We start from the raw sequence: 25,700 nt of genomic DNA, 5'->3' as shown, positions 1-25,700 counted from the left end.
AGAGAGGAAACACATCCATGTCAGTCAGCCTGGCCAAGGGCGGCAATGTCAGCCTGTCGAAGGAAGAACCCGGTCTCACCCATATCCTGATCGGTCTGGGCTGGGACACGCGCACCACCGACGGCACCGATTTCGATCTCGACGCCAGCGCGTTCCTGTTGGGCGCAGGGGACAAGGTGCGCAGCGACGCCGATTTCATCTTCTACAACAACCTGCGGTCGACCGATGGCTCGGTCGAGCATACCGGCGACAACCGCACTGGCGAGGGTGACGGCGACGACGAGGCGCTGAAGGTCGAACTGGGCAAGGTGCCCGCCGACGTGCAGCGGATCGCGGTCAGCGTCACCATCCATGACGGCGAGGCACGGCGGCAGAGCTTTGGCATGGTGTCGAATGCCTTCATCCGCGTCGTGAACGACATCACCGGCCGCGAGATCGCGCGCTACGACCTTACCGAGGATGCGTCGACCGAGACGGCGATGATCTTCGGCGAGGTCTATCGCCACAATGGCGAATGGAAATTCCGCGCGGTCGGTCAGGGGTTCAAGGGCGGCCTGGCCCCCATGGCCCGCAATTATGGCGTCAACGTCGGCTGATCGCCGACCATATCGAGGATAGCGACGATGGCAGTATCTCTCTCCAAGGGCGGCAACGTCAGCCTGAGCAAGGAAGCACCGGGCCTGCGCGGCGTGCGCGTCGGGCTGGGTTGGGACACTCGCGTGACCGATGGCAGCGCGTTCGATCTGGACGCCAGCGTGTTCCTGCTGAACGACGGTGGCCGGGTCCGTTCGGACGCGGATTTCGTCTTCTACAACAACAAGAATGGCGCGAACGGTGCGGTCGTCCATCAGGGCGACAATCTGACGGGTGAGGGCAGCGGCGATGACGAAGTCGTGGTCGTGGGCCTCGACCAGCTGCCCGCCGAGATCCAGAAGCTCAGCTTCGCCGTGACCATCCACGATGCCGAGGGGCGCCGCCAGAATTTCGGCATGGTGTCGAACGCCTATATCCGGGTGGTCAACGCCGATGGCGGCACCGAAATCGCGCGCTACGATCTGTCGGAAGATGCATCGAGCGAGACAGCGATGATCTTCGGCGATCTGTATCGCCACAATGGCGAGTGGAAGTTCAAGGCGATCGGACAGGGCTTTGCCGGTGGTCTGGGGCCGCTCGCCCAGTCGCTCGGCGTCAATATCTGACGCCAGGGCCGATGACGTGATCCCGCCGGGACGACCGGCGGGATTGGCTTTCCACGGTCGTTTATTCGGGACGCTTTTGCCTTATGTCGGCCGTGCCGGACCCTGCACCTTCACCCCGTTGCATCGCGCTGCCGACCGGGCAGCTGACCGTCAGCGTCGAGCACGCCCGCTGGTCGCTCGACGCGCTGTGCGACTTTGCCGCGCGGGAGAATCCGAAGCGGGGCTATCTCGTGGTGTCGCGCGTGCTGGGGCGGCATCTGCCCGCGCAGCCCAGTGTCATGCGGCGCAGCGTTCACGATCTCGCCTCCGCCATTCCAGCCGATCTGCCCGGCCCGGTGCTGGTCGTCGGACTGGCCGAGACGGCGATCTGCCTGGGCCAGATGCTGCATGAGGAATGGCGGCGTCGGACGGGGCGCGAGGATGCCGGCTTCATCCATTCCACCCGGCAAAGGGTGGACGCGCCGCTGCTGTGCCGGTTCGAGGAGCCGCACAGCCATGCCTCCGCCCACCTCATCTATCGCCCGCAATCCGATGCGCTCGCGCATCCGCGATCGCTGGTGATCGTCGATGACGAAATCTCCACCGGCACCACCGTCCGCAACCTGTCGGCGGCGCTGGTCGCCGAATGGCCGCAGGTCGAACGGATCGTCGTCGCGACGCTGACCGACTGGACGGCGTGCACGGATCGCTGGAGCGCCATGCCCCGCCCGACCGACGTCGTGTCGCTGCTGCGCGGACGGCTGGACTGGACGGCCGCCGATCATCGCGCCGATCCGGCATTCGAGGCGCGGGCGGGGTCGCTCGGCACCATGGCAGCGCATGTCAATCACGGACGGCTGGGGCGGCAGGATTCGCCGGACACTTTGCCGGTCGAACCCTTGCCCGGCGGCACCGGGCCGCTGCGGATCATTGGCACCGGCGAATTCACCTATCTGCCCTTTCGCTTTGCCGAACGGCTGGAGGCGGCGGGCCGCGATGTGGTGGTGCAGGCGACCAGCCGCAGCCCGGCGCGGATCGGCGGCGCGATGGCAACCCGGCTGTGCTTCGGCGACAATTACGACACCGGCGTCGCCAACTATCTCTACAATGCCGATCCAGCCGACGGGCGGGCGAATTGGATCTGTCACGAAACGCCGATAGCCAGTGTCGATCCGGCGCTGATCTCTGCGCTCGATGCTTCGGTTCTGGGGTGGCGATGACGATAGGGGCGATCGCGTTCGTCGATCTGGACGACACGCTGTTCCAGACGATCGGGAAATGTCCGGGGGATGTGCCGGCCGATCGGCTGACGCCGCTGGGCTTCACGCGCGAGGGTGATCCGCTGAGCTATGCGACGCCGCGCCAGATGGGCTTTCTGAACTGGTTGTCGCAGACGACGCGGTTGATCCCGGTGACGGCGCGCAGCCTGGATGCGCTGCGTCGGGTTCGCATCCCCTTCACCGCCGCAATCTGTGCGCATGGCGGGGTGATCCTCGACGATCAGGGGCGGGTGGATCGGGAATGGGCGGCACGCATGGCCGCCAGCGCCGATGCGCACGTTGCCGAACTGACCGGCTATGCCGGTGCGATTGCGGCCGAGGCGGAGCGTCAGGGGGAGGCGATCCGCGTGCGCGTTCTGACCGAAGACGACGTGCCGCTTTACGTGCTGGTCAAACATGCGACGGCGGACAGCGCCGCGCTGAACCGGGTGGTCGATGCCGCGGTGCCGAGCCTGGCCGCGGGCTGGACCGATCACCGCAACGGCAACAATACCGCGCTGATGCCGCCCTATCTGGGCAAGCGGCACGCGGTCGAGCGGCTGCTGCCCCGGATACGGGCCGAGCATGGCGACCTGCCCGTCCTGGGCATTGGTGACAGCCTGACCGATGCGCCGTTCATGACGGTGTGCGACTTTGCGATGATGCCGGTGGGGTCGCAACTGGGCGGGCAGATCCTGCGTGGCGGCTGATCCCGTCACCACCCTGGCCGAAGCGCCGTTCTCGGGCAGCTATGCAGCGGAGGACGTGACGTTCCTGCTCAAGCCGGTCGCGCTGGATGCCACCGACGTTGCGGACAAAGAGGCGCTGATCCAGTCGGGTCGCCGCCATTATTCGGAGATGATCGCACCCGAAGCCGTGCCCGGCGACGCCTATCTGTCGCTGTATGACGACGCGCTGGCGCGCAACGGCGAGCGGCTGGCGGGCGACATTGCCAGCCTCGCCGCGCATCTGGTGGCGCGACGTTCCGGCCGGCCGGTGGTGATCGCCAGCCTCGCCCGGGCGGGGACGCCGATCGGCGTGCTGCTGACGCGGGTGCTGCGCGCCACCGGACATGTGGCGGATCATTATGCCGTCAGCATCATCCGCGATCGCGGCATCGACCGCAACGCGCTGCGCCATATCGCCGCTCACCACGACCCGGCCGATGTCGTGTTCGTCGACGGCTGGACGGGGAAGGGGGCGATCGCGAAGGAATTGCGGGCCAGCCTTGCCGACCGGCCGTTCGGCTTCGCGCCCGTGCTGGCGGTCGTCGCCGATCCCGCCGGACAGGCGGACATCGCCGCCAGCGACGACGATTATCTGATCGCCTCGGGCCTGCTGAACGGGATCGTTTCGGGACTGGTCAGCCGGTCGATCCTGCGCCCCGATCTGGTGGGGGTGGATGACTATCACGCCTGCGTCACCTATCCGCAATTCGCCGCGGTCGATCGCTCGCGCGCCTTTGTCGATGCGCTGACGCCGTTGGCACTCCGGGCGTCGGTACAGGCGATCGACGGGCATGAGGCGCGACGGCCGGCACTGCGCGACGCGTGCGAGGCGATGGTCGCGCGCCTGCTCATCCTGGCGCAGACCGCCGACCGCAACCGGATCAAACCCGGCATCGCCGAGGCGACGCGTGCCCTGTTGCGCCGCATGCCTGAACGGCTGCTGGTCCGCGATCGCGAGGATCCCGATGTCGCGCATCTGCTCCATCTGGCCGAGCGTGGCGGCGTGCCCGTCTCGAACCTCGGCGATGACAGCCGTTACCGCGCGGTGGCGATCATCCGCAGCCTGGGGAAGGACGCATGACGCTGGCCATGACTCTGGGCGCCACGCTGTACATGCCGTGCACCCGGCGCGATCTGTACGAGCGGCTGTTCGGTCCCACTGCCGTGTCGGGACTGCGCTCCGCGGTGCTGTGCCTGGAGGATGCGGTGCTGGAGGCCGACATTCCCGTGGCGATGGCGCATCTGGCGGCGCTGTTGCGTCGGCTGGCGCAGCGGGACGCCGGCCCCCGCGATCCGATGATCTTCATCCGGCCGCGCAACGGCATGATGCTCGATCATATCCTCCACCTGCCCGGCATCGAACGGGTTCAGGGCTTCGTCCTGCCCAAGGCGCATGCCGATAACATGCCCGCCTATCTCGCGCTGCCCTATGCGGCGGGGCATCGGCTGATGCCGACGCTGGAGACGCGCGAGGCCCTCGATCCCTATGAGCTGCGGCGGTTGCGCGATCAGTTGCTGGCGGTGCAGGATCGCATCCTGGCGCTGCGGATCGGCGGCAACGACCTGTTGCAGACGATGGGGCTGCGCCGCGTTGCGGGACGGACGGCGTATGACGGGCCATTGGGTGCGGTCATCGGGATGCTGGTCGGCAGCTTTGCGCCCTGGGGCTTTGCACTCAGCGCGCCGGTGTGCGAGCGGTTCGGCGACACCGCGCTGCTGCGCGAGGAGGTGCAGCGCGATGTCGAGCATGGCCTGTTCACCAAATCGGCGATCCATCCCGATCAGGTCCCGGTGATCCAGGCCGCGCTCGCGGTGCCGTCGCACCAGTGGCGGGAGGCGAAGGCGATCCTGGCACCGGACGGCCCGGCCGTGTTCGCCCATCATGGGGTGATGTGCGAGCCATCGACCCATCGCGGCTGGGCCGAGCGGATCCTGGCCCGCGCCGATGCCTTCGGCGTGGCGGATGCCATGGTGCCGCCCGCATCGATACCGCTGCGCGCATAACGACAAGGGACAACGGCATGAGCGAGTATCGCAGCAAGATCGACGAGCAGGGCGGCAACGGCGTCCGGTTCGAACTGTATCAGTTCGTGCGCAAGAGCCACGCGCTCGGCACGCCGATGCATGTGCCCAACGCCTCGCCCGGCGGGACGGCCGCCACCATCCACCTCCACCCGCCGCACCCTGCTACGGCGCGTCAGTTGCGGATCGTGCTGGATGGCGGTGCGGCGCTGCTGGAGCCGGGCGCGCTGCAATATGCCAAGGGGCGGTTGCAGATCGACATCCAGAAGAATGCCGGCGCCGGGGGCTTCTTCGCCCGCGCCATCACCTCCGCCGGCACCGGGGAAAGCGCCTTCGCGACCCGCTATGCAGGGCAGGGCGAGGTCTGGACGGAGGCGACACCCAAGCATTTCATCCTGGCGCAGATGGAGGGACCGCAGGATGCGCTGATCCTCGACGATGGCGCCTTCTACGCCTGCGACGGCAATATTGTGCTGTCGACCCATATCCACCGCTCCGTGCAGGGCGTGCTGTCGGGCAACGGCCTGATGCAGCCCAAGCTGACCGGAACGGGGGCCTTCGTCGTGGAATCGCCGGTGCCGGTCGATGAGGTCGAGGTGGTGGAGCTGGACGGGCGCGACGAACTGATCGTCGATGGCGACCTGATGTTGATGTATTCGGCTGGATTGCAGGTCGAGCTTCGCCCGCTGGTCCGGGGCCTGCGCAGTGCGATGCGGAGTGGCGAGGGGCTGGTCTTCGTCTTTTCCGGGCGTGGCACGGTGTGGCTCACTCCGACGATGCGGCTGGGCTGAACTGGGGTGTCTGCAGTCATGGTCCGCCCATGGAGGATGGTCGATCTTCCCCGTCGCTAATTGTCGCGTACGGGTCTGAGCGGTCCATTCACTTCGGCGGCTGTCTGAGATGTTTCCAGATCCTACCCTGCACAACTCCGTGGCTTGGTCGGTGCGTAGCTAGAAAAGCGACGTCAAGGGTTCGCGACAATCTTCTAAGCCAAGCCGTCATGTCCTGCCCTCCGCGCGTCACACCGAACTTCGGAACGGCAAATTGGGCGGACGCGATGACTGAGCCGAGCGCGACGTGCATGGCACGGGGGGGGGCGGATAGCGGAGCGGTCGCCTACCCGTCGTCCAACGGCAAACGCAAACAGGAGGATCCGCCCGTCCGCAATGAACAGGCCGTCTTAGATCCGAGGCTTGTACGAAGCGGATCGGGGGCACGCGCCTAGGTCGCTGAACCAGGCTGCTTTGATACTCATCGAGACCATGGCAAGGCCTGCTGGCACATTCGGCGGCAGGGTTCGAGGTCCACGCGGTCGACGGCGGACAGGCGGACGACCGGCGCGGCCTCCTGGGCGGATACAGGAAACTGATGATCTTCCCACCATCCTACCGGTTTTTCGTCCTGGTTAATGCATCCGTCACGCGCCCGATGCAACGAGGGTCGGTCCCGCGCCTCTTCGGTCGGCGCCGGTTGGAAGATGAGCCGTCTGTGGTCTTCCAACGAGTGACCATAGATCGGGATCGGCATGGCTTGCGCTGCGCGACAACGTTGGATCGAGGTCGACCGGCCGCTTCCGGACTCGTCGCAGGCGACTCAGACGACGAGCGTGCGCCGGAGCGTACATGACGTGCGGTGCTGCGCGAACAGGCCGAACACATGGATGCACCCGACCGGTGCTCGTCGTTGCATAAAAGCTCTTGCGCCACAGGGGTCGTCCACACATGGACCTACAACGACCACAGTTATCGCACAGCTACGCTCGTGCAGGGGTCGTCCACGCCATCACGTCATACATTCCAAAGTCGGCCTGAGCACCTCCGACCGCGGCTGGACACTTCCTGCCTTCGTTTCGTTGAGGCAACCCGATCAGATGAAACAGGAGGATGGCGTCGATGGCTGTTAAGTTCGCCGGTACGATGAACGCGATCAATCGTGGACTCGATGAGACGAAGCCCGCGAAGGGTGCCGACATGATTGAGGATTGGGAGGCCGCCTTGGCCGATCTCGACACCCCTGGTGCCAAGGGCATCCTGCGTGATCTCGGCTCGCTTCGCAAGCAGCTCGAGAAGGACGAGCCCGACGCCGATCGCGTCCATGCGCTTCTTCATCGATTGGGCGCAGCGACTACGAAGATCGCCGAGAGGGCCGAAAAGTCGCAGGACAAGTTGAAGGCGTTGGGCGAGGCGTTGACCGAGGCGGGCGAGGAACAGGCGGACGAGGAGGAAGACGTCGAAGCCGCCGCGGCGCCTAAGCGGACTCGCAAGAAGAAGTAACGTGAGGGGCGGGTCGCCCCTCCGCAGGATCCGGTCGTCAGGATCACCGTTTGTAAAGGAGGTCCTGACGGCTGGTTTCACTGGGGGTGAGATTAAAACCCGCTCAAGAGCGCCGGCTGCTGCGGATGCGAAGACACACAGAGGATTGTCCGCTGTCTCGAGGTAGTATCCTTGCAATAGGTGGGCCCAAGAGGCGTATCCTAGTCATCGTTCCTGCAACGCAGCTCCGCATCCGCGAAGCCGCTGCCGCGACGCCCCGTTGGCGACAGCCGTGTCTGTGAAGTTCCTCACGCTTGAGCGAAAGTTCCCGTTCGTCTCCGAATAGGCACTTCCTCTCGCGCCGACGCCTGACCGGTCCTCCTTCCATCGGGAGAACGCTTTCCACGCTCCAAGTCGTCCAGGACGATTGTCGAGCGCAAGGCTTCGTAAGCCGCCGGACTGGATCGTCATCGCTGATCGTCGTCGCCGTAACGCTGCTCGATGAAGCGGAGATTGTCGGCGAAACTGTCGATGTCGTCCTGCGCCATCGATCGCGAGAGCGTCTCGGCTCGGTTGATCATGCGATCGAGCGCCTCGTTGAGATTGTAGCTTGCCGAGCGGCCGGTCTCACGGAAGATCTCCGCGCGATGTGCAGCGGGGATCTCTGCGTAGCTTGCGATCAGCCGCGGCAGATGGGTGTCTCGCATCTGGCGCATCTCCGCCAAGGCTGAAACCATCGCACCGTTGTCTCGGGGGCGCGCCTCGATGTCGTCGATAAGCGACACGAGCCGGGCCACGCGCGGGCGCGATGCATCAGGGAGGCGTCCGTCGTCAGAGCTGACTGCTGGAACAGCTGGAACGGACAAGTGCGCCGCGGCGGCCGAACCGCCGTCGCGGGACGAGAGCCAAGTGGCGATCCGATCAAACAACCCCGACACCATGTCCTGCGCTTTCCACCTCCATCGGATCGTGAGCGTACCGCATGGCGCGGCTACGAATCCAGCGGGCTGATTGGAACGTCGCTCGTTGCCGTGCTATCCATCGCCTCGCGCGCCTCCGCCAAGGCGGAGCGCAGCTTGTCGCGTGCGCGCATCGCGGCGATGCCCGGATCGATCCGCGTCCGATCAATGGCGGTCAGCCTGGCCGCCATGGCGACCTGCAGCGCCGACAGCGTGGCGGTGCGTGCGCGGACGATCGCGGTCTGGAGGATGGTCTGACCGGCGATCATGACATCCAGCGTCATCAGGGCCTGCTGGTGGATGGCCTGCTGGGTGAGCAGAGCCTGTTCGCGTTCGAGCAGTTTGGCACTGCCGAGATGCTGGAGGTCGAAGGCTCGCGAGGGCTGATCGACGCGCAGTTCCCTTGCCGCGGCTTCCATCAAAGGCCGCATCGATCTGATGATCGTCAGTGCCTCGTCCAGACCACTGGACGTCTTCGCCATGCGTTCCTTCGCTGACCTCAGAGCGATCATACAGCGCTCCGACTGGTCGCGCTCAGCTTCGAGGCGATCCGCTACCGCGTTGATCTCGGCCGCCGTCATGATCCTGGCGGCCCCGAGCCGGGCCGGCAGCCACCGGAGCGGTAAGGATGGTGCTGGCGCATCCCAATTGGACACGATGTGCTCGACCTCGGCGATGATCGCGCGTGGGGATGCGGCTTTGGTGAGCTCGCTCAGGCGTTGAGCGGCGTCCGCGGATGCGCGTACCTCAGTCGATCCGATCCGGTCCAGAACGGCATCCGCAGGATCGCTGATCCAGCGGCGGAGCATGTCCCTCGCGATCCTCCGCGCCTCGGATCCCGCGACGACTATCTCGCCGGAAGCTTTGGCCCCGTCGTCTGACATGTTCTCTCCGGTTTCCAGCCCGATTGAATGGAAGTGGACCTAACGGAAGAGAGGTGCCTCGCATAGTCGCGGAACATGCAGGGCACCGAGATCAGTGCTCCGTTGGCATCCGAATGATCGACAGGCATGCCCGCACGTTCGTCAACTGCTCCCGACGTCGGACATCGCGGAACGTCCGCCTTAGCGGCCGGGGCGCCCCGGTCATGTTTGGCGACGCGATCTCATGGGGCGCCTTTTCGCCTGGCGTTCCGACCGAACCGCCAAGACGGGTGAAGTATTCCGGAACGTGTCGATGCGCGTTCGTCTGCCTCAAAGATCGCCCTCACGGCAGGCAACTTGCACTTGGATAAGCCTGCTTTGTTACCTTGAGGTGGTTCCCGCGTCTCGCCGTGCGGTCGGAAGGGGGCATCGGAGAATCTGTTCGCTCGAACGATGCCTAGTGGTCAGCCAGACGCGGAGAACGTCGATGAGCTTCCGGGCTGAAAGCATGCGTTCCTAGCAACGATCACCGCGGGCTTCGATCGTACTCAAGGCGTCACTCAACGCCGCTTCGTCGGGCCAGCCCGTCGTATCGGGCACTTTCCACAGGGTCCAGCAGACGAGCGGCTGCATCGGAGCCGGGCGTGATGTAGCGCGAAGCTGCGAGATGGTCGTCCATGATCCGCCGAGCCAGCGCATCTGGGAGGTCCGCATCCGCCGAAACCCGGGCCCTCGCCACGATCGTCGCTCCGAGTGGCAGGAAGCCTCTCGTCACGGCCGCCGCATCGATCTCGGCTCGGCCGGGTGACATTGCGGATCCGGCGGCATCCCGGCTCTCGAAGACCACTTCGCGGCAGGTGCCGTCGAATAGATTCAGCACGAGATAGTCGGGTTGGGTCGTCACTTGGTAGCTCACTGCGGGATAGCGCATCATAACTCCATGTCTCTCGGTTGCGGAAGTCTGCCGCCGCCGCCAGCATGCCGGTGTAGCCGCTCCGTTGCGATCGTCGTCGACGACGTCTGCGGAGCGCGGCATGTCGCGAATCCACGCCGACGGAGCATGAGCTTGCCGCCTTAGCTGCCGCGAGGTGGCGGATTGCCTGCGGACCTTCTCCCTCGTCGATCTGTTCGGTCTGCGACTGAAATCGTGTCGTTGGAGCGAGACGGTGGAGAGGACGATCGTCTGGCGCCTGCGCCGCCGCATCTCCCACCACCTCGTTCTTTCTCCTCGCTTCGACCGGAATGCGGCACTTCGACCCCCACCGGGGCGGCCAATTCCACACGCACGCGGCCTTGCGTGGGGATTGGCCATTCCGGGGCCGATCGCCGGATGTTCTCACTTAGATCCGTGCCGTCACGTCGTCCTCTAAACCAGATTGGCCGGAATTCAGCGGCCGAGTCGACAACGCCATGGATTCGCGCGCCGATCGTTGACACTGCATCGCTTCTTCTTTCGAGTCGACCCGCCTGTAGAAGGTATGATGCTATGCTGGAAATTGGAGATACTTCCGGATCACGGTGTCATTTGGAAGGACCGTCGGGATAATCCGCAGAGCTGCATCTCCCGATTTCGATCGATTGTGATTCATGCTGATTTCCAAATCGCCGGAGGTCGTGCTAGAGCGCGGAGGTTCGATCATAGACAGGAGGAATCCATGAACGCAGTGACGTCGGGGCATCGGGCTCGTGCTGAGGAGACCACGTCGGTCGCATTGGACAGCGCCGCGTTGGCCCGCCTCATCGCTGAGGTGCGCAACGATGCGGTAAGCGCGCCGACGGCCTACAACCGCACGCACAATCGTCACAATCGCTGAGGGGATCACCACCGTGGGCAGGGCGGTCGCGATAGACACGGTACTCGTGAAGCTGGCCAGCCGCTGCAATCTCGATTGCGACTATTGTTACGTCTACAGGATGGGTGATCAGGCGTGGCGGCTGCAGCCGAAGATCATGTCGCCCGAAACACTCGAAGTTCTTGCCCAGGGGTTGGCGGCCCTCGTCGCCGATCAGGATGCTCCTCTCAGCATCGTCTTCCACGGTGGAGAGCCTCTGCTCGTCGGACCCGACCGCTTCGAGGCCGCCTGTTCGACGATCAGGCGATGGCTGCCGTCACCGGTGGGGCTGCACGTGCAGACGAACGGCCTGCTGCTCTCCGATGCGGTGATCGACGTGTGCGCTCGGCACGACGTGGGCATCAGCATCAGCATAGACGGTCCCGCCTGGATGCATGATCGGCATCGTCCGGACGTCCGAGGGCGGGCATCGCATGCGGCCGTGGTCGCCTCGATTCACCGCGTGCTATCGCATCCCACGGGCCAGGACCTGCTTTCCGGTCTCCTGGCGGTCGTGGATCTGGAAGCCGACCCTGCCGAGGTGTACGCCTTCTTCAAGTCCGTCGGCGCGCCAAGCGTCGATTTCCTGTATCGCGACGGCAACCACGACGCGCTCCCGTTCGGCAAGTCGAGCGTCGTCTCGACGGAGTACGGCGATTGGATGGTCCGCCTTCTCGACGTCTATCTAGCGGATCCGTCGCCGATCAGGATCAGACTGCTGGACGACATGCTCAGGCTGATCCTGGGTGGCCGCGCGGTGAAGGAAGGCGTCGGCGACGAGGACTACGGCATACTGGTCGTCGAGACGGATGGCAGCATCACGAAGAACGACACGCTCAAGTCGGCGGACGGATCCGATCGCTTCACGGAGACCTGGACTGTTCATGACGACTTGAAGAGTATCGTCTCGTCCACCTCCTTCCTGGCCTATCACGATTCACAGAAGCCCAGCTCTCCGAAGTGCCTGTCGTGCCCAGAGCTGAGGGTCTGCGGCGGCGGCATGCCGACGCATCGCTGGAGCGCCAGGGCGGGTCTTACCAATCCGTCCGTGTTCTGCGAGGATCAGATGCGCCTCATTCAGCACATGCGAATGCGGATAGCGCCGAGGAAGGTGGCGTGATGCTCCCGGACTTCACGCGCACGGTCGTAAGATCCGTCCCCTTCGCGAACTTCCGTTCCGCGGACGTGATCGACGAGGCTGCCTCGGTCGCGATGCTGGATTGGCTCGACGAGGCACCGTGGAAGCTTCGCGTGGAGGATTTCTACGAGCAGCACGAATTCTCGCTACTTGGTTGTCAGCCGCCCGGCGAGCTGGCCTTCCTCGCCTCTGAGCGCTTCGTATCGGCTGTCGCGCGCGAACTCTCCGACCGGCTCGGCGCGCCTGCTCTCAGCCTGGTCGACGTTACGGTGCACCGGCTCGTTCCTGGGCAGACGATCCGGATACACAACGACGAGATCGGTGGCGAGGAGACCCATCGTCTACTGATCCAGCTCAACAGGGGGTGGTCGTTCGAGCAGGGCGGGCTCCTCATGCTCTTCGCCGACGACGACCCGGCGAGCGTGACGGACGTCATCGTGCCGGATCATCGCAGCGCATTCGGCTTCGAGATCTCCGCCCGGTCCCACCACGCCGTCTCGACGATCCGATCCGGCAACCGCGACACCATCGTCTATACCTTCAAGGCGGTCTCTTGAAGGCTCGCGCCGGGATGATCTGCGATGCTCTGGGGACGACTGCGAACCGGTGGTATGCAGGCCTCTCCAAGCATCTGGCGGAGAGCGGCTGGACCGCCCTGCGTGAGATCGGACTCGATCAGCCATCCTATGGAACCGCGCGTGTGCTGAACGCCGATCCACGGGCGCCGAGGGAGGGCCTCCATGTCGACGGCGCCGGCTGGTCGCGAGGCATTCTGCTCGAGCGTTTCGACGACGCGATGCGGCGTCGGTACGGCGCGATGGGGCTTCAGGAGTCCGCGGACGATGTGGGATCGGCGGGCCTGAGCGCCGCGCTGCTGGCCGCCATGGAATTGATCGATCGGGCACCCGGCGCCGGCGACGTCGTGAGGGAGCTGGTGTGGTCCGTCTCGACGCTGCGGGTCGACGATCCGGCATACGACGTGAGCCACAGCGATCCCGATGTGCCGTTCTCGATCTTCGTCGGCATTCACGGCCAAGTGGACGAACTCTCGTCGGTCCGACTAGCGGAGAGCATCCTGCACGAGACGATGCACCTTCAGCTCAGTCTGATCGAAGACGAGGTGCCTTTGGTCCAGAGTTCGCACGATCTCGCGTTTTCGCCCTGGCAGGGACGATTAAGGCCGACGCAAGGTCTTCTGCATGGCCTCTACGTGTTTCGCGTCATCCAGGATTGGCTGACCTGCCTGCTCGAAAGTCGGTCGTGCGGAACTGCCATGGCAGAGCATGCAAATCGTCGACACGATCAGATCGCGATCGAATGCCGACAGCTCGTCGGCCTAGCCGACAGCGGCGACCTCACGGTTCAGGGTCGTCGTCTGGCGAAGGCCCTGGAGCGGTGACCGTCAACATGCTCGGCTGTTCGATACCACGTAGTCCGTCAGTCCTCCTCGGGTAGAGGGGGAAGGGGGTTGTCGCGGTTGAACGCGGCGGACATGGCGCTGAACGGCTTCGATGGATGCTCGGCATCCATGAGGAACGCCCTGAACGCCAGCGCATGACGGCGCGCCTTGGCGTCTGGACTGCCGTTCAGATCGCAGACCCGCTCGTATGCGCTCTCGAGATTCCGATAGTGCTGCAACCGCGTTTCGTGCGCCGGAAGGTCGAGGCCGAGCACCTTGATCGTGACCCTTCCACGTGGCGTAAGTCCCTTGGGCACTTCCCGGTACCAGCCGATATGTTCGGAGGGATCTTCCGCGTCGGGTTTGATCAGCATCGGCGTCTCCGCGGTGACGTCGCCATCGTGCCGTCGTACGCGCATCCGCTTGTTCCTGAGCGGGAAGACGTTGCCCTTCTTCGTGGAGTTGCAGTAGTGGCAGCTCCAGAGGAAGTTGTCCCAGTCGTAGGCCAGCCAGTAGTATCCCGGTCTTATCTCGGGAGAACCGACGTCGTCCTGCGAGAAGGCGACGGGACGGTAGTGCTCCACGTGTCCGTGCGCGATGCGAGGGGGAAGATGCTCCTCGCAGTACGCGCACTTGCCGTGATGGCTGGCCCTGAGCCGGGTCTTGACGGCCCTGGCGCCATAGATGGCGCTGTCGGGCTTGAAGGCCTTGGCGCCCGAGCGGTAGTCGCCGGGATCCGCTACGTAGTCGGCGATGTGCCCTTCGTGGCCGACGCGGGCTCTTTCCGCGAGATTCGTCGGCGGCGCTCCCTTCGCGATCCGGATCAAGCGTCATCCTCCGGGAAATCGCGCCTGTAGTCCGCCATGAGGTGCTCGAACGATGCCTCGCCCGTGATCCTGCCCACCGGGAGGGACGCGACGAATGAGTCGAGTTCCTCCAGTTCGGCCAGTTCCTTCCTCGTCGGTCGCTCTTTGCGAAGTATCTCCACCCGCCGTTCCATCTTGCGCTCGGCTCCTTTCGGGCGTGGCGCCCCGAAGCCGAGCAGCTCGCTCGTCACGAGCTGATCCATGGTCCAGTGCCGCCGTGGCAGAGGGTTCGTCAGGATCTGCGCGCCTTTGTCGTTCCACCGCACCACGGCCACCACCCCACCCTCGGCTATGGCATCCTGCGCGGTGATAGGGCTGTGCGTGGTCGCGATGAACTGCACGTTCGGGAAGTGCGTCAACATGTGCCGACGCAGGTCGCGCTGCCATCTGGGATGCAGATGGAGGTCGATCTCGTCGACGAGGACGATCGCTGCCTCGAGCATGGGAGCGTCGCTCTGCGGATACGCCTGCAGGAGCCGATAGGCGAGATCGACCGTCCAAGCGAACATAGCCTGGTACCCGAGACTGAGATCGGCGAGTGGAACCACGCCCGAGGGAGTGCGGACGTGGACGCCGCATTCGGAAGGCTTGCGACCCGGCACGCGAGGTCCACGGAACTCAATGTCCGTGCGCTTCAGACCTTCGAGCAGGCTCGCCACGGCCTGGTAGATCGCCTCGAGACGACGCTCATCCCGCGCCATCACCTTCTTCGGGCCGACGCGTGCTGCGTGATCGAGCTCCTCCAGAAGCTCCTCGGCGTCGTATAGGTCCACGAAGTCCTCGAACAGCGCGCTCGACATGTCGCGCTCCGCAACCGACGACTTGTTGCCGTGGCCGATGTGCCTGGAAGCGCCGTAGCTGAGCACGAGCGGACCGGCGGACCTCAACCGATGGCGGACCCCGGGTATGTGGAAGTCCGCCATGGCATCCTCGGCCATGGTGATCCCGACGGACATGGTGACGCGCTTGCCGTCGGGATCCGCCAAGGTGGCGGACATCGCCGCGCGCGAAGCGGAGCGCCTCGCGAATCTCTCCACCTCGTGGTTCTCACGACCGGCCAGCTCGGGTTGCGACATCGTCGGCACCCCGGCGTCGGCACCTCCGGACCTGCGTCCATCGGCCACCCTCGGAACGGGACGTAGGACAGCGAGCGCCTGAAGCAGTGTCGTCTTTCCGACGCCGTTCTCCCCCAGAATGAGGCACCACCGGTTGGGCCGTCCCTCGTCGTCGCGCAGATCCAGCTTCTGCCGTTTTGCGAAGGCTCGGACGTTTTCCAGTTCGAGCCAGAGATAGTGGAGGCTGTCCGGCCTCCCGTCCGTGGTTTCGGTCAATGTTTTTCCCTTGCCCTACAGGCGGCCGATGAACCACTCGCCTTCCCGCGTCCCTTTGCTCGCCGAAGAAGCTGCGGATCAACCTGCATCGCAGAAATCAACGGCTTGGTATAGCAGCCTGTCGCGCCGCCTGACGAACCGCTACGACAAGGGCACTTAATACCAGGACTGACCTAGAGCGCGACAAGGCCCTTAGATCACTTGCGGGCGTCTCGTGCGAAATTTCGTTCAGACGCCCGACTGTCTCGTCACATCAATGTGTCGATCAGGAACGTCATGCGATCGGCCATCAACTCGGGCCGGCTCAGAGGGTCGCTGACGCCGTGGCCGCCTTCCTGATCCTCCAGATAGTAGACAGGAGCGCCGACATCTTTGAGTCGCGCCACCAGCTTTCTGGCGTGCCCCGGGCCGACCCTATTGTCGGAGGTGGCGACTGTCACCAGGAACGACGGATATTTGATGCCCGCACGCACGTTCTGATATGGAGAGTAGCGGTTGATCGCTGCCAGCATCGACGGGTCCTTCGCGTCTCCATATTCGTTCGTCCAGGCCGCACCCATGCCCATCAGCGGCATCCGAACCAGATCGGTAAGCGGCACGTCGCTGACCACCGCGCCATACAGATCGGGGCGCTGCGTGCCCATCACCGCAGCCAGCAGCCCACCGTTCGATTGTCCGAAGACGCCGATGTGGGAAGGGGTTGTCAGACCATCTCTGATGATTGCTTCTGTCACTGCGGCGAAGTCGTCGTAACTGTTCTGCCGTTTGTCGCGGATCGCGGCCAAGTGCCACGCGGCGCCTCGCTCGCCGCCACCGCGAATGATCGGCATCGCCAAGGCGCCGCCCCGGCGCAGCCACGGTATCAGTGATTTTCCACCGACCCAATTTCCGAAGTATTCTGGCGATACGCTGATCCCGAACGCGCCGTAGCCGGTCATCAGCAGCGGCACGGCGCCTGCTTTTGCGGCCTTAGGGCGCAGCAGGTAGTAGTCGATCTCGGTGCCGTCCTTCGACGTCGCGGTCCTTAGCTCGCTGACGAAGCCGCTGGCGTCGAACACCGGCTTTTCGGCGTAGAGTGGCAGGGGCGCTCGGGCTCCATCGACCAGCTCGAGCCTGTTGGGCAGCAGGAATCCGGCCCGCCGGACGACGACCGCATCGCCATCCCCATCGGCTGCGCCGAAACTGACCGCGGTGCCGGCCGGCTCCGGCTTGCCTGCTGCGATCATCCACTCACCGCCGTGGGTGGTAGCGGTGACGATGCGCTGCCTTCCACGACGGCTGAGAACCATTTTCAATCCGCTCTTGACGGGTGCGATGCCGAAGGTGCTGTCACTCAGGAACTCGCCGGCGGTCGGTATCATGACGACACTCAGGCGTTTCGCCGCCGACACCTGCTCTGCCGTATCGTAGGCGACGACGGTTTCCGCAGGAACCGCGCGCCCGTTGATCGTTGCGGGCTCACTCAACTGGGCGAAGACGCGTCCGCCGCCCGAGTTCCCCAGGATCATCTTGACCTTGCGCGGGATCGGCGTCGCTCGCACCGTTCCGTCGCCGTGCACGACCAAATGTTCGAACGTCTCATAATCGATCGCGCGGGTGATGACGCCGACCCGATCGGCTCCCTCTCCGGTCGCCTGCACGGTCATGATCGCGTCGGTGGGCTGAGCGCGATAGACGACCTTGGCGGCCGTCAGCGGTGTTCCCCGCGTCCAGATCGATACGGAGGCCGGCCATCCGGTAGGCAGCTGCGCCGCTCCGTTGAGGGTGTGCTCGACCAGTAGCCGATTCCCGTCCAGCCATGCGGCGAACGTCCGGTTTGCCGCCGTGCGAAAGCCTCCTTCCACGAACTTCGCCGTTGTCAGATCGAACTCGCGGAGTTCGGTTTCGTCGCTACCCTCGGGGGAGAGCGAAAGAAGGCACTGCGTGTTGGCCGGTGGTGCACAGGATAGCGATGTCTCACCGAAGCGTAGCTCGTAGGCCTTGCCTTCGGCCTTGCGCAGCGCATCGACGTCGAGCACCTCGCGCCATCCGGCTGGCGCACCGCCCGAGCCGCGCCGACCGACCGACAGCACGCCATGCGGATGCGCCACCGAGCGTTGGAAACGCAACGCCACTGAGCCCATGAGCATGAATTCGGGAGGTGGGTCGCCTGCGGCAAGCAGTGTCTTCAGCTCCGTCTCGATCTCGGCATGGCGTGGCATCGCTGCGATCTTCGCTTCCGACGCGTCCGTCTCCTTTCGCGCCCAGTTCAGAGCTCGAGAATCTGTCGGGGTCTCAAGCCACTGAAACGGGTCCTGCGCCGCGGCGGGTGCGACCAACGCCAGGGTCGATGCGACCATGTGCAGCATTATCTTCATGATCTGGTTCCTTGCGCGAGTTGCGGAGTTCCCGCAGCCAAGAGTTCGATGGAAAATAGAAGCGTCGCGCCTCCGGGGATCGGTTCCTTGCTCTCGATGCCGCAGCCGAGCTGACATGGGTTCGCGACTTCGAGCCCATCGCCCACGCCTGGATGCGGCGGCGCCTCTCGTCGGCCCGGGATGACCTTGCCGGGCGGGAAGACGATCGGCTCGCCGCGCCCGTAGGAGCTGTCGAACTCGGACCCTCGGACAACGTCTCCGAATCTTGCGCGATGATCTGGTCGTTCGGGATCGGGCATCGATCGCATCCATGTCCCTCGACCCGGGCGCGAGCGCAATCCACTCGGCTCCACCGTGAGCTCGGCAGACGCCGACCGCTTGGCTGGCGCCCATGACCGGCGGCGGACGTCGACCGCAGTCCCGGCTTCATCGACGCATCGACCTGCTCCGGGCGAAGCGGAGCCAAGCGCGGCGGCGACCAGCGCCGCTGTCATTTGACGTCCTTGAGATGCGTGTCGAACCAGGCGACGGTACGCTGCAGCGCGTCGATCTGGTTTTCGCGCTTGGAGAAGCCGTGACCCTCCTCGGGGTAGAACTTGGCATCGACCGTTCTACCCGCCTTCTTCAGCGTGTCGACCACCTGACGGGCCTCATAGGCCGGCACACGGATGTCGTTCTCGCCTTGCAGGACGAGCAGCGGCGCCTTGACCTGTCCGGTGTAGGTGAGCGGGCTGGTGCGGTCGTACACCTCCTTGTCGATGGCCGGATCGCCGATCAGGCCGCGCTGGTACTCGCGTAGCGCCGGCGAGCCTCGCTCCCACATCGACCGCCAGTTGACGATGCCGTACTCTTCCACTCCCGCCGCCCAGAAATCGGGCATGCGGGAGACGGCGATCAGCGTCATGTAGCCGCCGTATGAGCCGCCGGTGATGCCGATGCGTTTCGGATCGGCATAGCCTGACGCCACCAGGAATTTGGCCGCCCAGGCCTCATCCTCCAGATCCCGGCCGCCGAGGTCCCGGCGGTTCGCCTCCTCGAACGCCCGGCCGTAGCCGATCGAGCCGCGTACGTTGGGGGCGATCACCATGTAGCCGCGGGACGCCAGCGCGACCGCAGTCGCGTCAAAGTTGTTCTCGGTCTGCCCGGTCGGTCCGCCATGGGCGATGACCACGACGGGAGCGGTGCCGTCGCGCTTCAGGTTGAACGGCATCCACATCAGCGCGCTGATCGGCGTTCCATCGGCACTGTTGTAGGTGACGGTGCGGCTTTTCGGGAGCGCCTGTGCCCGCACGCTCGCGAGGCCGAGGTCGGTGGTCCGCGTGCGCTTGCCGGTCGTCAGATCATAGGTCCAATAGTCGAAAGGGGCGCTGCCGGACGAGTAAGGCAGTAGCAGTCGCCCGCCATCCGGCGAGAAGGCGGGGAGGAGGCCGAAGTATTCGTTGTCGCTGTTCTGGCCGGCAGGCAGGTCGAGCTTGCGCGCTCGCGCAGACGCCACGTCATAAACGAAGAGATCGCGCGAGCCGTCGACGTTGCTGACCATCAGCACGGTTCGCCCATCCGGCGAGATGGAACGACCCTCCTGCGGCCATGGCCCTGGCATCATGGCAGTACGCTTGCCTGTGGCGATGTCGATTAGGACCGCTTCACGGATGCCTGCACCGTTCTCGCTTGTCGCAGAGAGAAATTGGCCGTCGGGCGAAATTGCCGCAGCGGAATCGAAGCTGCCGGCCGGGCTGCCGATACGCGTCATCGCTCCCGACGCGAGGTCGATGCTCCAGATCGATGAGGCGTGAAGGTCAGACCGGTTGGCGATGACACGGCGACCATCCGGGGTGAAGGCAACCGCTCGCCAGTAGATGCCAGGCTGCTGCTCGTGTGTCAGCAGGCGGACCTTGGCACCGTCGAGCGTCAGCATGGCGACGTTGGTCGAAGGCTCGGTAGCGACCCGGCGGTTGAACAGCGTCGTGCGCCCATCGGGCGAGAAGACGAATGGCCCCGTATCCGAGGCATCGTTGCTGTTGGTCAGATTCACCGTCGTGCCGCCGTCCAGCGGCACCGCGAAGATGTCGTAGATCTCGCGTCCACCAACGTCGGAGGCGAATAGAACCGTCTTTCCGTCTGGCGAGATGGCGGGGTAGAAGGTCTTGTCTTCCGACTGCTGGAGTTGCCGCGGAAAGCCTCCGGACGATGGCACGCGCCATAGGTTGATCCGCCCGGTAAGGTCGGTGGCCATCACGATGTCCCGGCCGTCCGGCGTCCAGGCAGCGAAGTAGCTCGAGCGAAGCGACAGCAGGTCGCCGATCGGGATCGGCGCGGCGTTTCGTTGTTCGGGCGAGATGAGACTGCGCGGATCGGTGATGGCGCGCTTGGGCGTGCCGGTCAAAACCGCGGTGCCCGGCCGATCGGCCGGAAGGCTGATCGCTTGCGACAGTGCGCTTCCCCCCGAGGCGGCGAGCAGCAGGGCGATCGTAAACTTCATCATCCTACCTCCTCCATCCTCACCGGGCCGAGCCGCCGAAGCGCGCGGTCAATTCGAGGCCGATCGTGCGCGGCCGTAGACGGAAGGCGGTGATGTCATTGTCGCCGGGTGCGATCGGCTGGACGGTGCGGAAACTGGTTGCGCCACGATCGTCGGTCAGATTGTCGAAGAACGCTGCGATGGTCAGGCGGTCCAGATCCACCCCGAATCGGGCGTCGATGCGATCGATCGTGTCGCCGGGTAGATAGCCGGGGAACGACACGAAGCGGCGCGGGCTCGTGTGCTGCCACCCGATGCGGCCGAAGCCGGAAACGCCCGTGACGATCTCCCGCCGGTAGTCTGCGGACATGTTCGCCGTGAACTTGGCGACATCGTCCACCTGTGCTCCCTTGACGATCCCGGTTCCGGCCACCGCCCCCGAGTAGGTCGCATCGTTGTAAGATCCGTTCGCCGCGAGGCTCAGGCCGGTGACCGGCTTTAGCACGAGGTTAAGCTCCGCGCCCTTCGTTATCGTCCCATTGCTGTTGATGAGGCCGTTGAAGCCGGTGGTGCCGATCGGTATGCGGACGGTCACGTCCTTCCAGTCGCTGTAGTAGACGGCGGCTTCGACCGTCAGCAGCCGGTTGAACAACTCCGCCTTGCCGCCTAGCTCGTACGTCCAGATCGAATCCTGGCCGAGCGCCGGGGGGAGGGTGATGCCGAGAGGCGCGGCCAACGACGCCGACACGGTTGGCTGGAGCTGACCCGCGCGGAAGCCCTTGGCGGCGCTTGCGTACAAGGTCGTGTTCGCGACGGGATGCCAGGCGACGGAGAAGCGTGGGTTCCAACTCTCGTAGGTGTCGCCGGGTTGGTCGGTGACGATGCCTGCGTTGGTTTCGAAACCTCGAAGACGTTCGTGGTAGTAGCGCAAGCCGGCTGTGAGATCGATGGGCGCGAACGGTAGCGTATAGGTGCCTTCTCCGAACAGCGCGCGCGCTTTGCTCGTGGTTTCGCTCGTGTTGTCTAGGCCGAACAGGGCAAAGGACAAGACGTCGTTCCGCTTGGCGTCACGGGCGTAACCGCCGAGAGTCCACTGCAGCGGACCACTGCCCGAGGACGCAATCCGCGCCTCATGCGCATCGACGGTGATGCCGATTGTCGAGATCAGCGTCCCGCCCAGGAACGGGCCCTCCTGCGGCAGATCGAGCTTGTTGTGTGAATACCCGTAGAACAGCTCTGCTCCGCCCAGGTCGTAGCGCGCGCTGCCGCCGTAAAGTCGGTACTTCGTTCCCGAGTCGAGCACGATCGAGCGTGATTGTTGCCCGTCATCGGTGGCGCTGGCGCCGCCGCCTGGGAAGCTGCCGTTGTAGTACCAGTAGCTGCCGTTGATCGTCAGCCGGTCGGTGGGATCGAAGCGGGCCTTGGCGCGGAAGGTGGTGAAGCTCTGGTCGTTGAGGTTCCGGCGGCCGGTCGTCGCGTCGTCGATCCAGCCGGGAAGCTTCTCGGCCGTGCCCGCGATCCGCACCGCCAGTACGCCGGGCACGATCGGCGCGTTGAACGCGCCCTTGATGCCGCGGTTGGTTCCTCCGTCCTCGGTGTCCGAAACGTAGGTCGAGCCCTTGGCTTCCCAGTCGTTCAGGTCGGCGCCCTTGGTCAGGATGCGCACCGTGCCGCCGAGAGAGCCTTCGCCGAACAGCGTCCCCTGTGGTCCACGCAGCACCTCCACGCGGTCGAGGTCCCACGCGCGCACGTCCGGCGCGATCGGCACGGTCACGCCGGTGAACGGCAGGTCGTCAAGATAATAGCCGTTCTCGTTGGCTCCCAGGGATGTGGAGATCCCGCGGATCGTGATCTTCTGAACGCCGTTGCCGTAGTCATATATGCCGACGCCCGGCGCTTCCTGCAGGAAGTCCGACAGGTTGCGCACGCCGCGCCGCTCGAGCGCCTCGCCGCTGACGGCGCTTAACGCGATCGGAACGTCGACCGCCCGCTCCTCGCGCTTGCGGGCGGTGACGACGATGTCTGCCGGCGTCTGATCCTCGATCACCCGCGTCGTCGGCGGCGGAGACGCGGCTTGCGGTGCGCGGGTGACGATGAAGATGCCTGCCGCGCCGCGAGCGAAGACCAGCCCGCTGCCCGCGATGATGCGGCGCAGCGCCTCTTCGGGCGAGAAGATGCCGGTGACGGCGCGCGAGCGGCGCTTTCCGACTTCAGCCGTGTCGAAGGCGACTTGTCGACCCGACGCGCGGGCGAAGGCCCTGAGCGCCTGAGCGATGTCCTGCGCGGCAATCGCCAGACGCAGGCGGGGCGACTGGGCGTCTCCCGCGGTGGGGCCAACGAGAAGCGCGCAGGCAGCGGGAAGGAAGACTGTTCTGGTCAAGCGGCGACGGGCGCGAGCAGTGCGACGTCCAATATCCCGGTTCCGGGCACGTCCTCAATCCTTCGTTAGAAGTACTCTGCCCGAGCGTCGGACCGCGCGCACGCCGCTGAGCTGCTTCAGGCTGTCCAGAAAGCCTGAAGCGTCGCGCGCATCGAACACGCCAGTCACTCGCACCCGTGCCGTCGGGACATCGACCACCACTAGCGGCTCGGCGAGGTAGCGATTCATCCGCTCGACAGCGAGAAGCAATGGCTGATCGTCGAAGCTGACCTGCCCCTGCTGCCAAAGCACCGCATCCTGCACGTCGGTCGCCGCGACGCGGGCGGGACCTGCCTCGCTATCGTGGACGACGAGCTCGTGGCCGGGCGCCAGAACCTCGTCCGCTGCCCCCCCCGTGTGGTCCAGCGCGACCGGTGCGCCCGTCGGACCAAGCACCGCTACGTGCCCTTCGAAAAGTACAACGCGGACGTCATGGCCAAGCTTCTCTACGCTGAAGGACGTGCCGGTTGCGACCACGACTTTGTCGCCGACCGTGACGGTGAACGGACGTAGCGGGTTGTGCGCCACGTCGAACCTGGCGCGACCCTGAGTCAGCACCAGCGAGCGTTGTCTACTATCGAAGCGCGCCTCAACCGAGCTGTCGGCGTCGAGTGAAAGGAGCGATCCGTCGTCGAGCTTCGCCACCTGCCGCTCCCCGACCGCGGTGTGGTAGTCGGTCCGGTCGGGCCACGCCGCCCAGCCGATTACGACCGAAAGTGCCGCCGCCATCGCTCCAACGCTCCAAATCGCCGACCGTCGCCGCGGCGAGCTCCGCCAGCGACGCAGCGTGCCCTGACGATAGCTGTCCAAAGCCTCGCTGCGCATCCTCACGATCTCCGGCGCGCTGCCGATGGCCTCGGTGAGGTCCCACGCCTCGGCGGCGAGCTGGAACGCCGCGGCGTTGTCAGGATCCTCATGCCAGTCGTCAAATGCTCGCCGCCTTTCAGACTGCAGGTCGCCTTCGGCAAGCTCGAAGCACCAGAGCGCGGCCTCCTCATCGCGGTCGATCGCCGGGCTGCCGGTAATCAGCTTCATCGATCGTTCCTCAACGCCCGTGCCAGCGCGGCCATCGCCTTTGCCACATGCTGCTTGACCGCACTCGACGAAATGCCGAACGCCAAGCCGATGTCATGCTGGCTCATCTTCTCGAAGCGATAGAGAATGAAGATCTGCCGTGTGCGATCCGGCAGTGCGGCGAGGACCTCCGCGGCAAGTCCGAGCTGCTGCTGTCCCTCGAGGATGGTGTGGGCATCTATCGGATTGCGGTCCCGCTGCTCATCCGCGAGGGCGGATCGAAGGTGCCGGTCGCGAACGGTCGCGCGCCGCCGCTGATCGATCAGCAGGTTCTGCGCTATCTGGAAAACATAGCTGTCGCCGCGCTGCTCCGGCTGTTGAAGGAGCTTGATGAGAACCTCCTGCGTGAGGTCTTCGGCTGACGCAGGATCCCGAAGGCGACGCATGAAAAACGCCCTGAGCGCCGGCTGCCACCGTCGGCTAAGTGCGTCGGCCGAGTCGTGCTTTCTGCTCGTCATTTCTGGAGATCGATACCGCATCGTTTCGTAGGACGCACGAGCTTGTTAGCGGGACAATTCCAGACCGCTGCGGCGTTCATGGCGGCGTGTCCGGCACCAGAGGAGGAGAGGCTGGCAACCCATACGAGGGGCACTCCAATGTCTCGGTGCTCAGCTGCCTCCGTCGGCGGGCTCGCGATGGGAATCGAATAAGTCCCGATCATCGACGATGCATCTATGAGAGCTGCATTCACGATTTTCGACCTTAAATCGTCCGTTGCCTACGACCATCATGAAACGTCGCAGCGCATGGAGCCGGACAAGGACGAGGTTGAAGCCAGGTTTGCGCCGATTGTTCTGCGGATCAGCTTGATGCGTGCGCGGAATGTTTTGGCAAGTCTGACTACGTCCTCAAACTCTTCGCCGTCCAGCGCGGCGGCGGCGGTCCTATAGGTAGGGTAGACGTCCGCGTCGCGGAGGAGGCCCATGTTAAAATCTCGCTCCGCTTGGCGACGCGAACGCATACCGCCCATCCTGCGTGGCGACCACGTCCTTGAAGACCAACAGGATTGCGACCGTCTCGCTCGATCCGAAATCGCCGACCAGGCGAGGCAGGACTGCATGTCCAGGAGCGTCGTGAACAACGGAGCAAGCGCGTCGGTCAAGTGCCCGCGAACCCAGACCTGATCGCATCCCACCTCAAGCCCGTCCAAAGCGCTCGTTTTCTCGTGCTCGTCGAGAAGGGCTTCGATCGTGAGGGGCCGACCAGCGATCGAGCTTCGATGCGAATGGATGAGAGTTTAGCGCTTTCCGATTTCCGGAGCCATCCGCGTAATTCTTGTGGGCACGAGACCACCATTCCGGCTTAGTTCGGTATGCAGGCCACAGGTAAGATCCACACGCGGTGGCGGTACGCGCATGACAGGCCTCCAAGGTCTCTTCGGGTCAGCAAGGCCGTGCGGTCGCTAGGGAAGCCCGATCCCGCAACCTCGGCGGGGGGTGTGAACGCCTGCCGCAGGATTGCGATGTCATGGCGATTCGCGCGGGCGTGGCCCATGAGTCCGAGTATTGGCCTTATGTGTTCAGCGTCAGGGTAGCGGAGATGGAGCGAGCGGTTCGTGCGCCGCC

24 protein-coding genes are annotated in these 25,700 nt (G+C 64.9%); 12 read left to right on the top strand and 12 right to left on the bottom strand.

Annotated elements, in window-relative coordinates:
• Window positions 1–17 precede the first annotated feature (17 nt).
• From ACTZQ5_RS05630 to ACTZQ5_RS05595, 8 genes are all read left to right on the top strand, one after another.
• Entirely contained in the window at window positions 18–596 is a 579-nt protein-coding gene (locus tag ACTZQ5_RS05630) for a TerD family protein (protein WP_443584187.1), read from the top strand.
• Between the two features lie 27 nt (window positions 597–623).
• On the top strand, window positions 624–1,199 hold the full coding sequence (locus tag ACTZQ5_RS05625) for a TerD family protein (protein ID WP_443584186.1): 576 nt from the start codon (window positions 624–626) through the stop codon (window positions 1,197–1,199).
• An 83-nt stretch (window positions 1,200–1,282) separates the two neighbouring features.
• Window positions 1,283–2,398 carry a phosphoribosyltransferase domain-containing protein gene (locus ACTZQ5_RS05620; RefSeq protein WP_443584185.1) on the top strand — a complete coding sequence of 372 codons (1,116 nt, stop codon included), beginning with the start codon at window positions 1,283–1,285 and terminating at the stop codon, window positions 2,396–2,398.
• Window positions 2,395–3,147 (top strand): HAD family hydrolase, encoded by a 753-nt coding sequence (locus ACTZQ5_RS05615; protein WP_443584184.1) that lies wholly within the window; start codon window positions 2,395–2,397, stop codon window positions 3,145–3,147. Before ACTZQ5_RS05620 ends, ACTZQ5_RS05615 begins: the two co-directional genes overlap by 4 nt.
• Entirely contained in the window at window positions 3,137–4,246 is a 1,110-nt protein-coding gene (locus ACTZQ5_RS05610; RefSeq protein ID WP_443584183.1) for a cysteine protease StiP domain-containing protein, read from the top strand. Before ACTZQ5_RS05615 ends, ACTZQ5_RS05610 begins: the two co-directional genes overlap by 11 nt.
• Window positions 4,243–5,169, top strand: coding sequence for an HpcH/HpaI aldolase/citrate lyase family protein (locus ACTZQ5_RS05605; RefSeq protein WP_443584182.1), 927 nt, complete (start codon window positions 4,243–4,245; stop codon window positions 5,167–5,169). The genes ACTZQ5_RS05610 and ACTZQ5_RS05605 overlap by 4 nt, the downstream gene beginning before the upstream one ends.
• Window positions 5,170–5,186: 17 nt before the next feature.
• The gene (locus ACTZQ5_RS05600; protein ID WP_443584181.1) at window positions 5,187–5,978 is read left to right on the top strand and encodes an AIM24 family protein; all 792 of its coding nucleotides are present in this window, start codon (window positions 5,187–5,189) and stop codon (window positions 5,976–5,978) included.
• 1,092 nt (window positions 5,979–7,070) lie between these two features.
• Entirely contained in the window at window positions 7,071–7,460 is a 390-nt protein-coding gene (locus tag ACTZQ5_RS05595; RefSeq protein WP_443584180.1) for a hypothetical protein, read from the top strand.
• A 446-nt stretch (window positions 7,461–7,906) separates the two neighbouring features.
• Here ACTZQ5_RS05595 and ACTZQ5_RS05590 read toward each other — a convergent pair whose 3' ends face one another.
• The 3 genes from ACTZQ5_RS05590 to ACTZQ5_RS05580 form a co-directional block, all read right to left on the bottom strand.
• The gene (locus ACTZQ5_RS05590) at window positions 7,907–8,380 is read right to left on the bottom strand and encodes a hypothetical protein (RefSeq protein ID WP_443584179.1); all 474 of its coding nucleotides are present in this window, start codon (window positions 8,378–8,380) and stop codon (window positions 7,907–7,909) included.
• A gap of 50 nt (window positions 8,381–8,430) precedes the next feature.
• Window positions 8,431–9,207: a hypothetical protein gene (locus tag ACTZQ5_RS05585; protein WP_443584178.1), complete on the bottom strand. Its 777-nt coding sequence runs from the start codon at window positions 9,205–9,207 to the stop codon at window positions 8,431–8,433.
• A gap of 610 nt (window positions 9,208–9,817) precedes the next feature.
• Window positions 9,818–10,192, bottom strand: a complete 375-nt coding sequence (locus ACTZQ5_RS05580) for a hypothetical protein (RefSeq protein WP_443584177.1) — start codon at window positions 10,190–10,192, stop codon at window positions 9,818–9,820.
• A 724-nt stretch (window positions 10,193–10,916) separates the two neighbouring features.
• On the opposite strand from ACTZQ5_RS05580, the gene yhhA reads away from it, so the two are divergent.
• From yhhA to ACTZQ5_RS05560, 4 genes are read left to right on the top strand one after another with little or no spacing between them, the layout of a single operon-like run.
• Window positions 10,917–11,075: a YhhA family cyclophane-containing RiPP gene (gene yhhA, locus ACTZQ5_RS05575; protein WP_443584176.1), complete on the top strand. Its 159-nt coding sequence runs from the start codon at window positions 10,917–10,919 to the stop codon at window positions 11,073–11,075.
• A gap of 13 nt (window positions 11,076–11,088) precedes the next feature.
• Entirely contained in the window at window positions 11,089–12,213 is a 1,125-nt protein-coding gene (yhhB, locus tag ACTZQ5_RS05570) for a cyclophane-forming radical SAM/SPASM peptide maturase YhhB (protein WP_443584175.1), read from the top strand.
• Entirely contained in the window at window positions 12,213–12,788 is a 576-nt protein-coding gene (yhhC, locus tag ACTZQ5_RS05565) for a cyclophane-containing peptide 2OG-Fe(II) oxygenase YhhC (RefSeq protein ID WP_443584174.1), read from the top strand. Before yhhB ends, yhhC begins: the two co-directional genes overlap by 1 nt.
• On the top strand, window positions 12,785–13,630 hold the full coding sequence (locus tag ACTZQ5_RS05560; RefSeq protein WP_443584173.1) for an aKG-HExxH-type peptide beta-hydroxylase: 846 nt from the start codon (window positions 12,785–12,787) through the stop codon (window positions 13,628–13,630). The genes yhhC and ACTZQ5_RS05560 overlap by 4 nt, the downstream gene beginning before the upstream one ends.
• A 38-nt stretch (window positions 13,631–13,668) precedes the next feature.
• Here the strand turns inward: ACTZQ5_RS05560 and ACTZQ5_RS05555 are convergent, their stop codons facing one another.
• The 9 genes from ACTZQ5_RS05555 to ACTZQ5_RS05515 form a co-directional block, all read right to left on the bottom strand.
• Window positions 13,669–14,457: an HNH endonuclease family protein gene (locus ACTZQ5_RS05555; protein WP_443584172.1), complete on the bottom strand. Its 789-nt coding sequence runs from the start codon at window positions 14,455–14,457 to the stop codon at window positions 13,669–13,671.
• A complete protein-coding gene (locus ACTZQ5_RS05550) occupies window positions 14,454–15,827 on the bottom strand; it encodes an AAA family ATPase (RefSeq protein ID WP_443584171.1) in 1,374 nt (457 codons plus the stop codon). The genes ACTZQ5_RS05555 and ACTZQ5_RS05550 overlap by 4 nt, the downstream gene beginning before the upstream one ends.
• Before the next feature lie 248 nt (window positions 15,828–16,075).
• On the bottom strand, window positions 16,076–18,184 hold the full coding sequence (locus tag ACTZQ5_RS05545) for a prolyl oligopeptidase family serine peptidase (RefSeq protein WP_443584170.1): 2,109 nt from the start codon (window positions 18,182–18,184) through the stop codon (window positions 16,076–16,078).
• Window positions 18,181–18,483: an FKBP-type peptidyl-prolyl cis-trans isomerase gene (locus ACTZQ5_RS05540; RefSeq protein ID WP_443584169.1), complete on the bottom strand. Its 303-nt coding sequence runs from the start codon at window positions 18,481–18,483 to the stop codon at window positions 18,181–18,183. The genes ACTZQ5_RS05545 and ACTZQ5_RS05540 overlap by 4 nt, the downstream gene beginning before the upstream one ends.
• 191 nt (window positions 18,484–18,674) lie before the next feature.
• A complete protein-coding gene (locus ACTZQ5_RS05535) occupies window positions 18,675–20,663 on the bottom strand; it encodes a S9 family peptidase (protein WP_443584168.1) in 1,989 nt (662 codons plus the stop codon).
• A 19-nt stretch (window positions 20,664–20,682) separates the two neighbouring features.
• Entirely contained in the window at window positions 20,683–23,022 is a 2,340-nt protein-coding gene (locus ACTZQ5_RS05530) for a TonB-dependent receptor (RefSeq protein WP_443584167.1), read from the bottom strand.
• Window positions 23,023–23,076: 54 nt separating this feature from the next.
• Entirely contained in the window at window positions 23,077–24,096 is a 1,020-nt protein-coding gene (locus tag ACTZQ5_RS05525) for a FecR family protein (RefSeq protein WP_443584166.1), read from the bottom strand.
• The gene (locus ACTZQ5_RS05520) at window positions 24,093–24,521 is read right to left on the bottom strand and encodes an RNA polymerase sigma factor (RefSeq protein ID WP_443584165.1); all 429 of its coding nucleotides are present in this window, start codon (window positions 24,519–24,521) and stop codon (window positions 24,093–24,095) included. Before ACTZQ5_RS05520 ends, ACTZQ5_RS05525 begins: the two co-directional genes overlap by 4 nt.
• Before the next feature lie 341 nt (window positions 24,522–24,862).
• On the bottom strand, window positions 24,863–25,096 hold the full coding sequence (locus tag ACTZQ5_RS05515) for a hypothetical protein (RefSeq protein WP_443584164.1): 234 nt from the start codon (window positions 25,094–25,096) through the stop codon (window positions 24,863–24,865).
• Window positions 25,097–25,700: the final 604 nt, after the last annotated feature.

The sequence above is a fragment of the Sphingomonas cellulosilytica genome, from assembly GCF_052321755.1.
Lineage (GTDB): Bacteria > Pseudomonadota > Alphaproteobacteria > Sphingomonadales > Sphingomonadaceae > Sphingomonas.
The sequence above is the reverse complement of the archived record's forward strand: the minus strand, read 5'-3'. Positions and strand labels throughout refer to the sequence as shown.

Coding starts and splice junctions, on each gene's coding strand:
- ACTZQ5_RS05540 (WP_443584169.1), bottom strand. CDS start 18,483: ATGCCCGATCCCGAACGACCAGATCATCGCGCAAGATTCGGAGACGTT.
- ACTZQ5_RS05590 (WP_443584179.1), bottom strand. CDS start 8,380: ATGGTGTCGGGGTTGTTTGATCGGATCGCCACTTGGCTCTCGTCCCGC.
- ACTZQ5_RS05515 (WP_443584164.1), bottom strand. CDS start 25,096: ATGCGTTCGCGTCGCCAAGCGGAGCGAGATTTTAACATGGGCCTCCTC.
- ACTZQ5_RS05520 (WP_443584165.1), bottom strand. CDS start 24,521: ATGCGTCGCCTTCGGGATCCTGCGTCAGCCGAAGACCTCACGCAGGAG.
- ACTZQ5_RS05585 (WP_443584178.1), bottom strand. CDS start 9,207: ATGCTCCGCCGCTGGATCAGCGATCCTGCGGATGCCGTTCTGGACCGG.
- ACTZQ5_RS05600 (WP_443584181.1), top strand. CDS start 5,187: ATGAGCGAGTATCGCAGCAAGATCGACGAGCAGGGCGGCAACGGCGTC.
- ACTZQ5_RS05545 (WP_443584170.1), bottom strand. CDS start 18,184: ATGAAGATAATGCTGCACATGGTCGCATCGACCCTGGCGTTGGTCGCA.
- yhhC (WP_443584174.1), top strand. CDS start 12,213: ATGCTCCCGGACTTCACGCGCACGGTCGTAAGATCCGTCCCCTTCGCG.
- ACTZQ5_RS05595 (WP_443584180.1), top strand. CDS start 7,071: ATGGCGTCGATGGCTGTTAAGTTCGCCGGTACGATGAACGCGATCAAT.
- ACTZQ5_RS05630 (WP_443584187.1), top strand. CDS start 18: ATGTCAGTCAGCCTGGCCAAGGGCGGCAATGTCAGCCTGTCGAAGGAA.
- ACTZQ5_RS05605 (WP_443584182.1), top strand. CDS start 4,243: ATGACGCTGGCCATGACTCTGGGCGCCACGCTGTACATGCCGTGCACC.
- ACTZQ5_RS05615 (WP_443584184.1), top strand. CDS start 2,395: ATGACGATAGGGGCGATCGCGTTCGTCGATCTGGACGACACGCTGTTC.
- ACTZQ5_RS05580 (WP_443584177.1), bottom strand. CDS start 10,192: ATGCGCTATCCCGCAGTGAGCTACCAAGTGACGACCCAACCCGACTAT.
- ACTZQ5_RS05620 (WP_443584185.1), top strand. CDS start 1,283: ATGTCGGCCGTGCCGGACCCTGCACCTTCACCCCGTTGCATCGCGCTG.
- ACTZQ5_RS05525 (WP_443584166.1), bottom strand. CDS start 24,096: ATGAAGCTGATTACCGGCAGCCCGGCGATCGACCGCGATGAGGAGGCC.
- ACTZQ5_RS05535 (WP_443584168.1), bottom strand. CDS start 20,663: ATGAAGTTTACGATCGCCCTGCTGCTCGCCGCCTCGGGGGGAAGCGCA.
- yhhA (WP_443584176.1), top strand. CDS start 10,917: ATGAACGCAGTGACGTCGGGGCATCGGGCTCGTGCTGAGGAGACCACG.
- ACTZQ5_RS05625 (WP_443584186.1), top strand. CDS start 624: ATGGCAGTATCTCTCTCCAAGGGCGGCAACGTCAGCCTGAGCAAGGAA.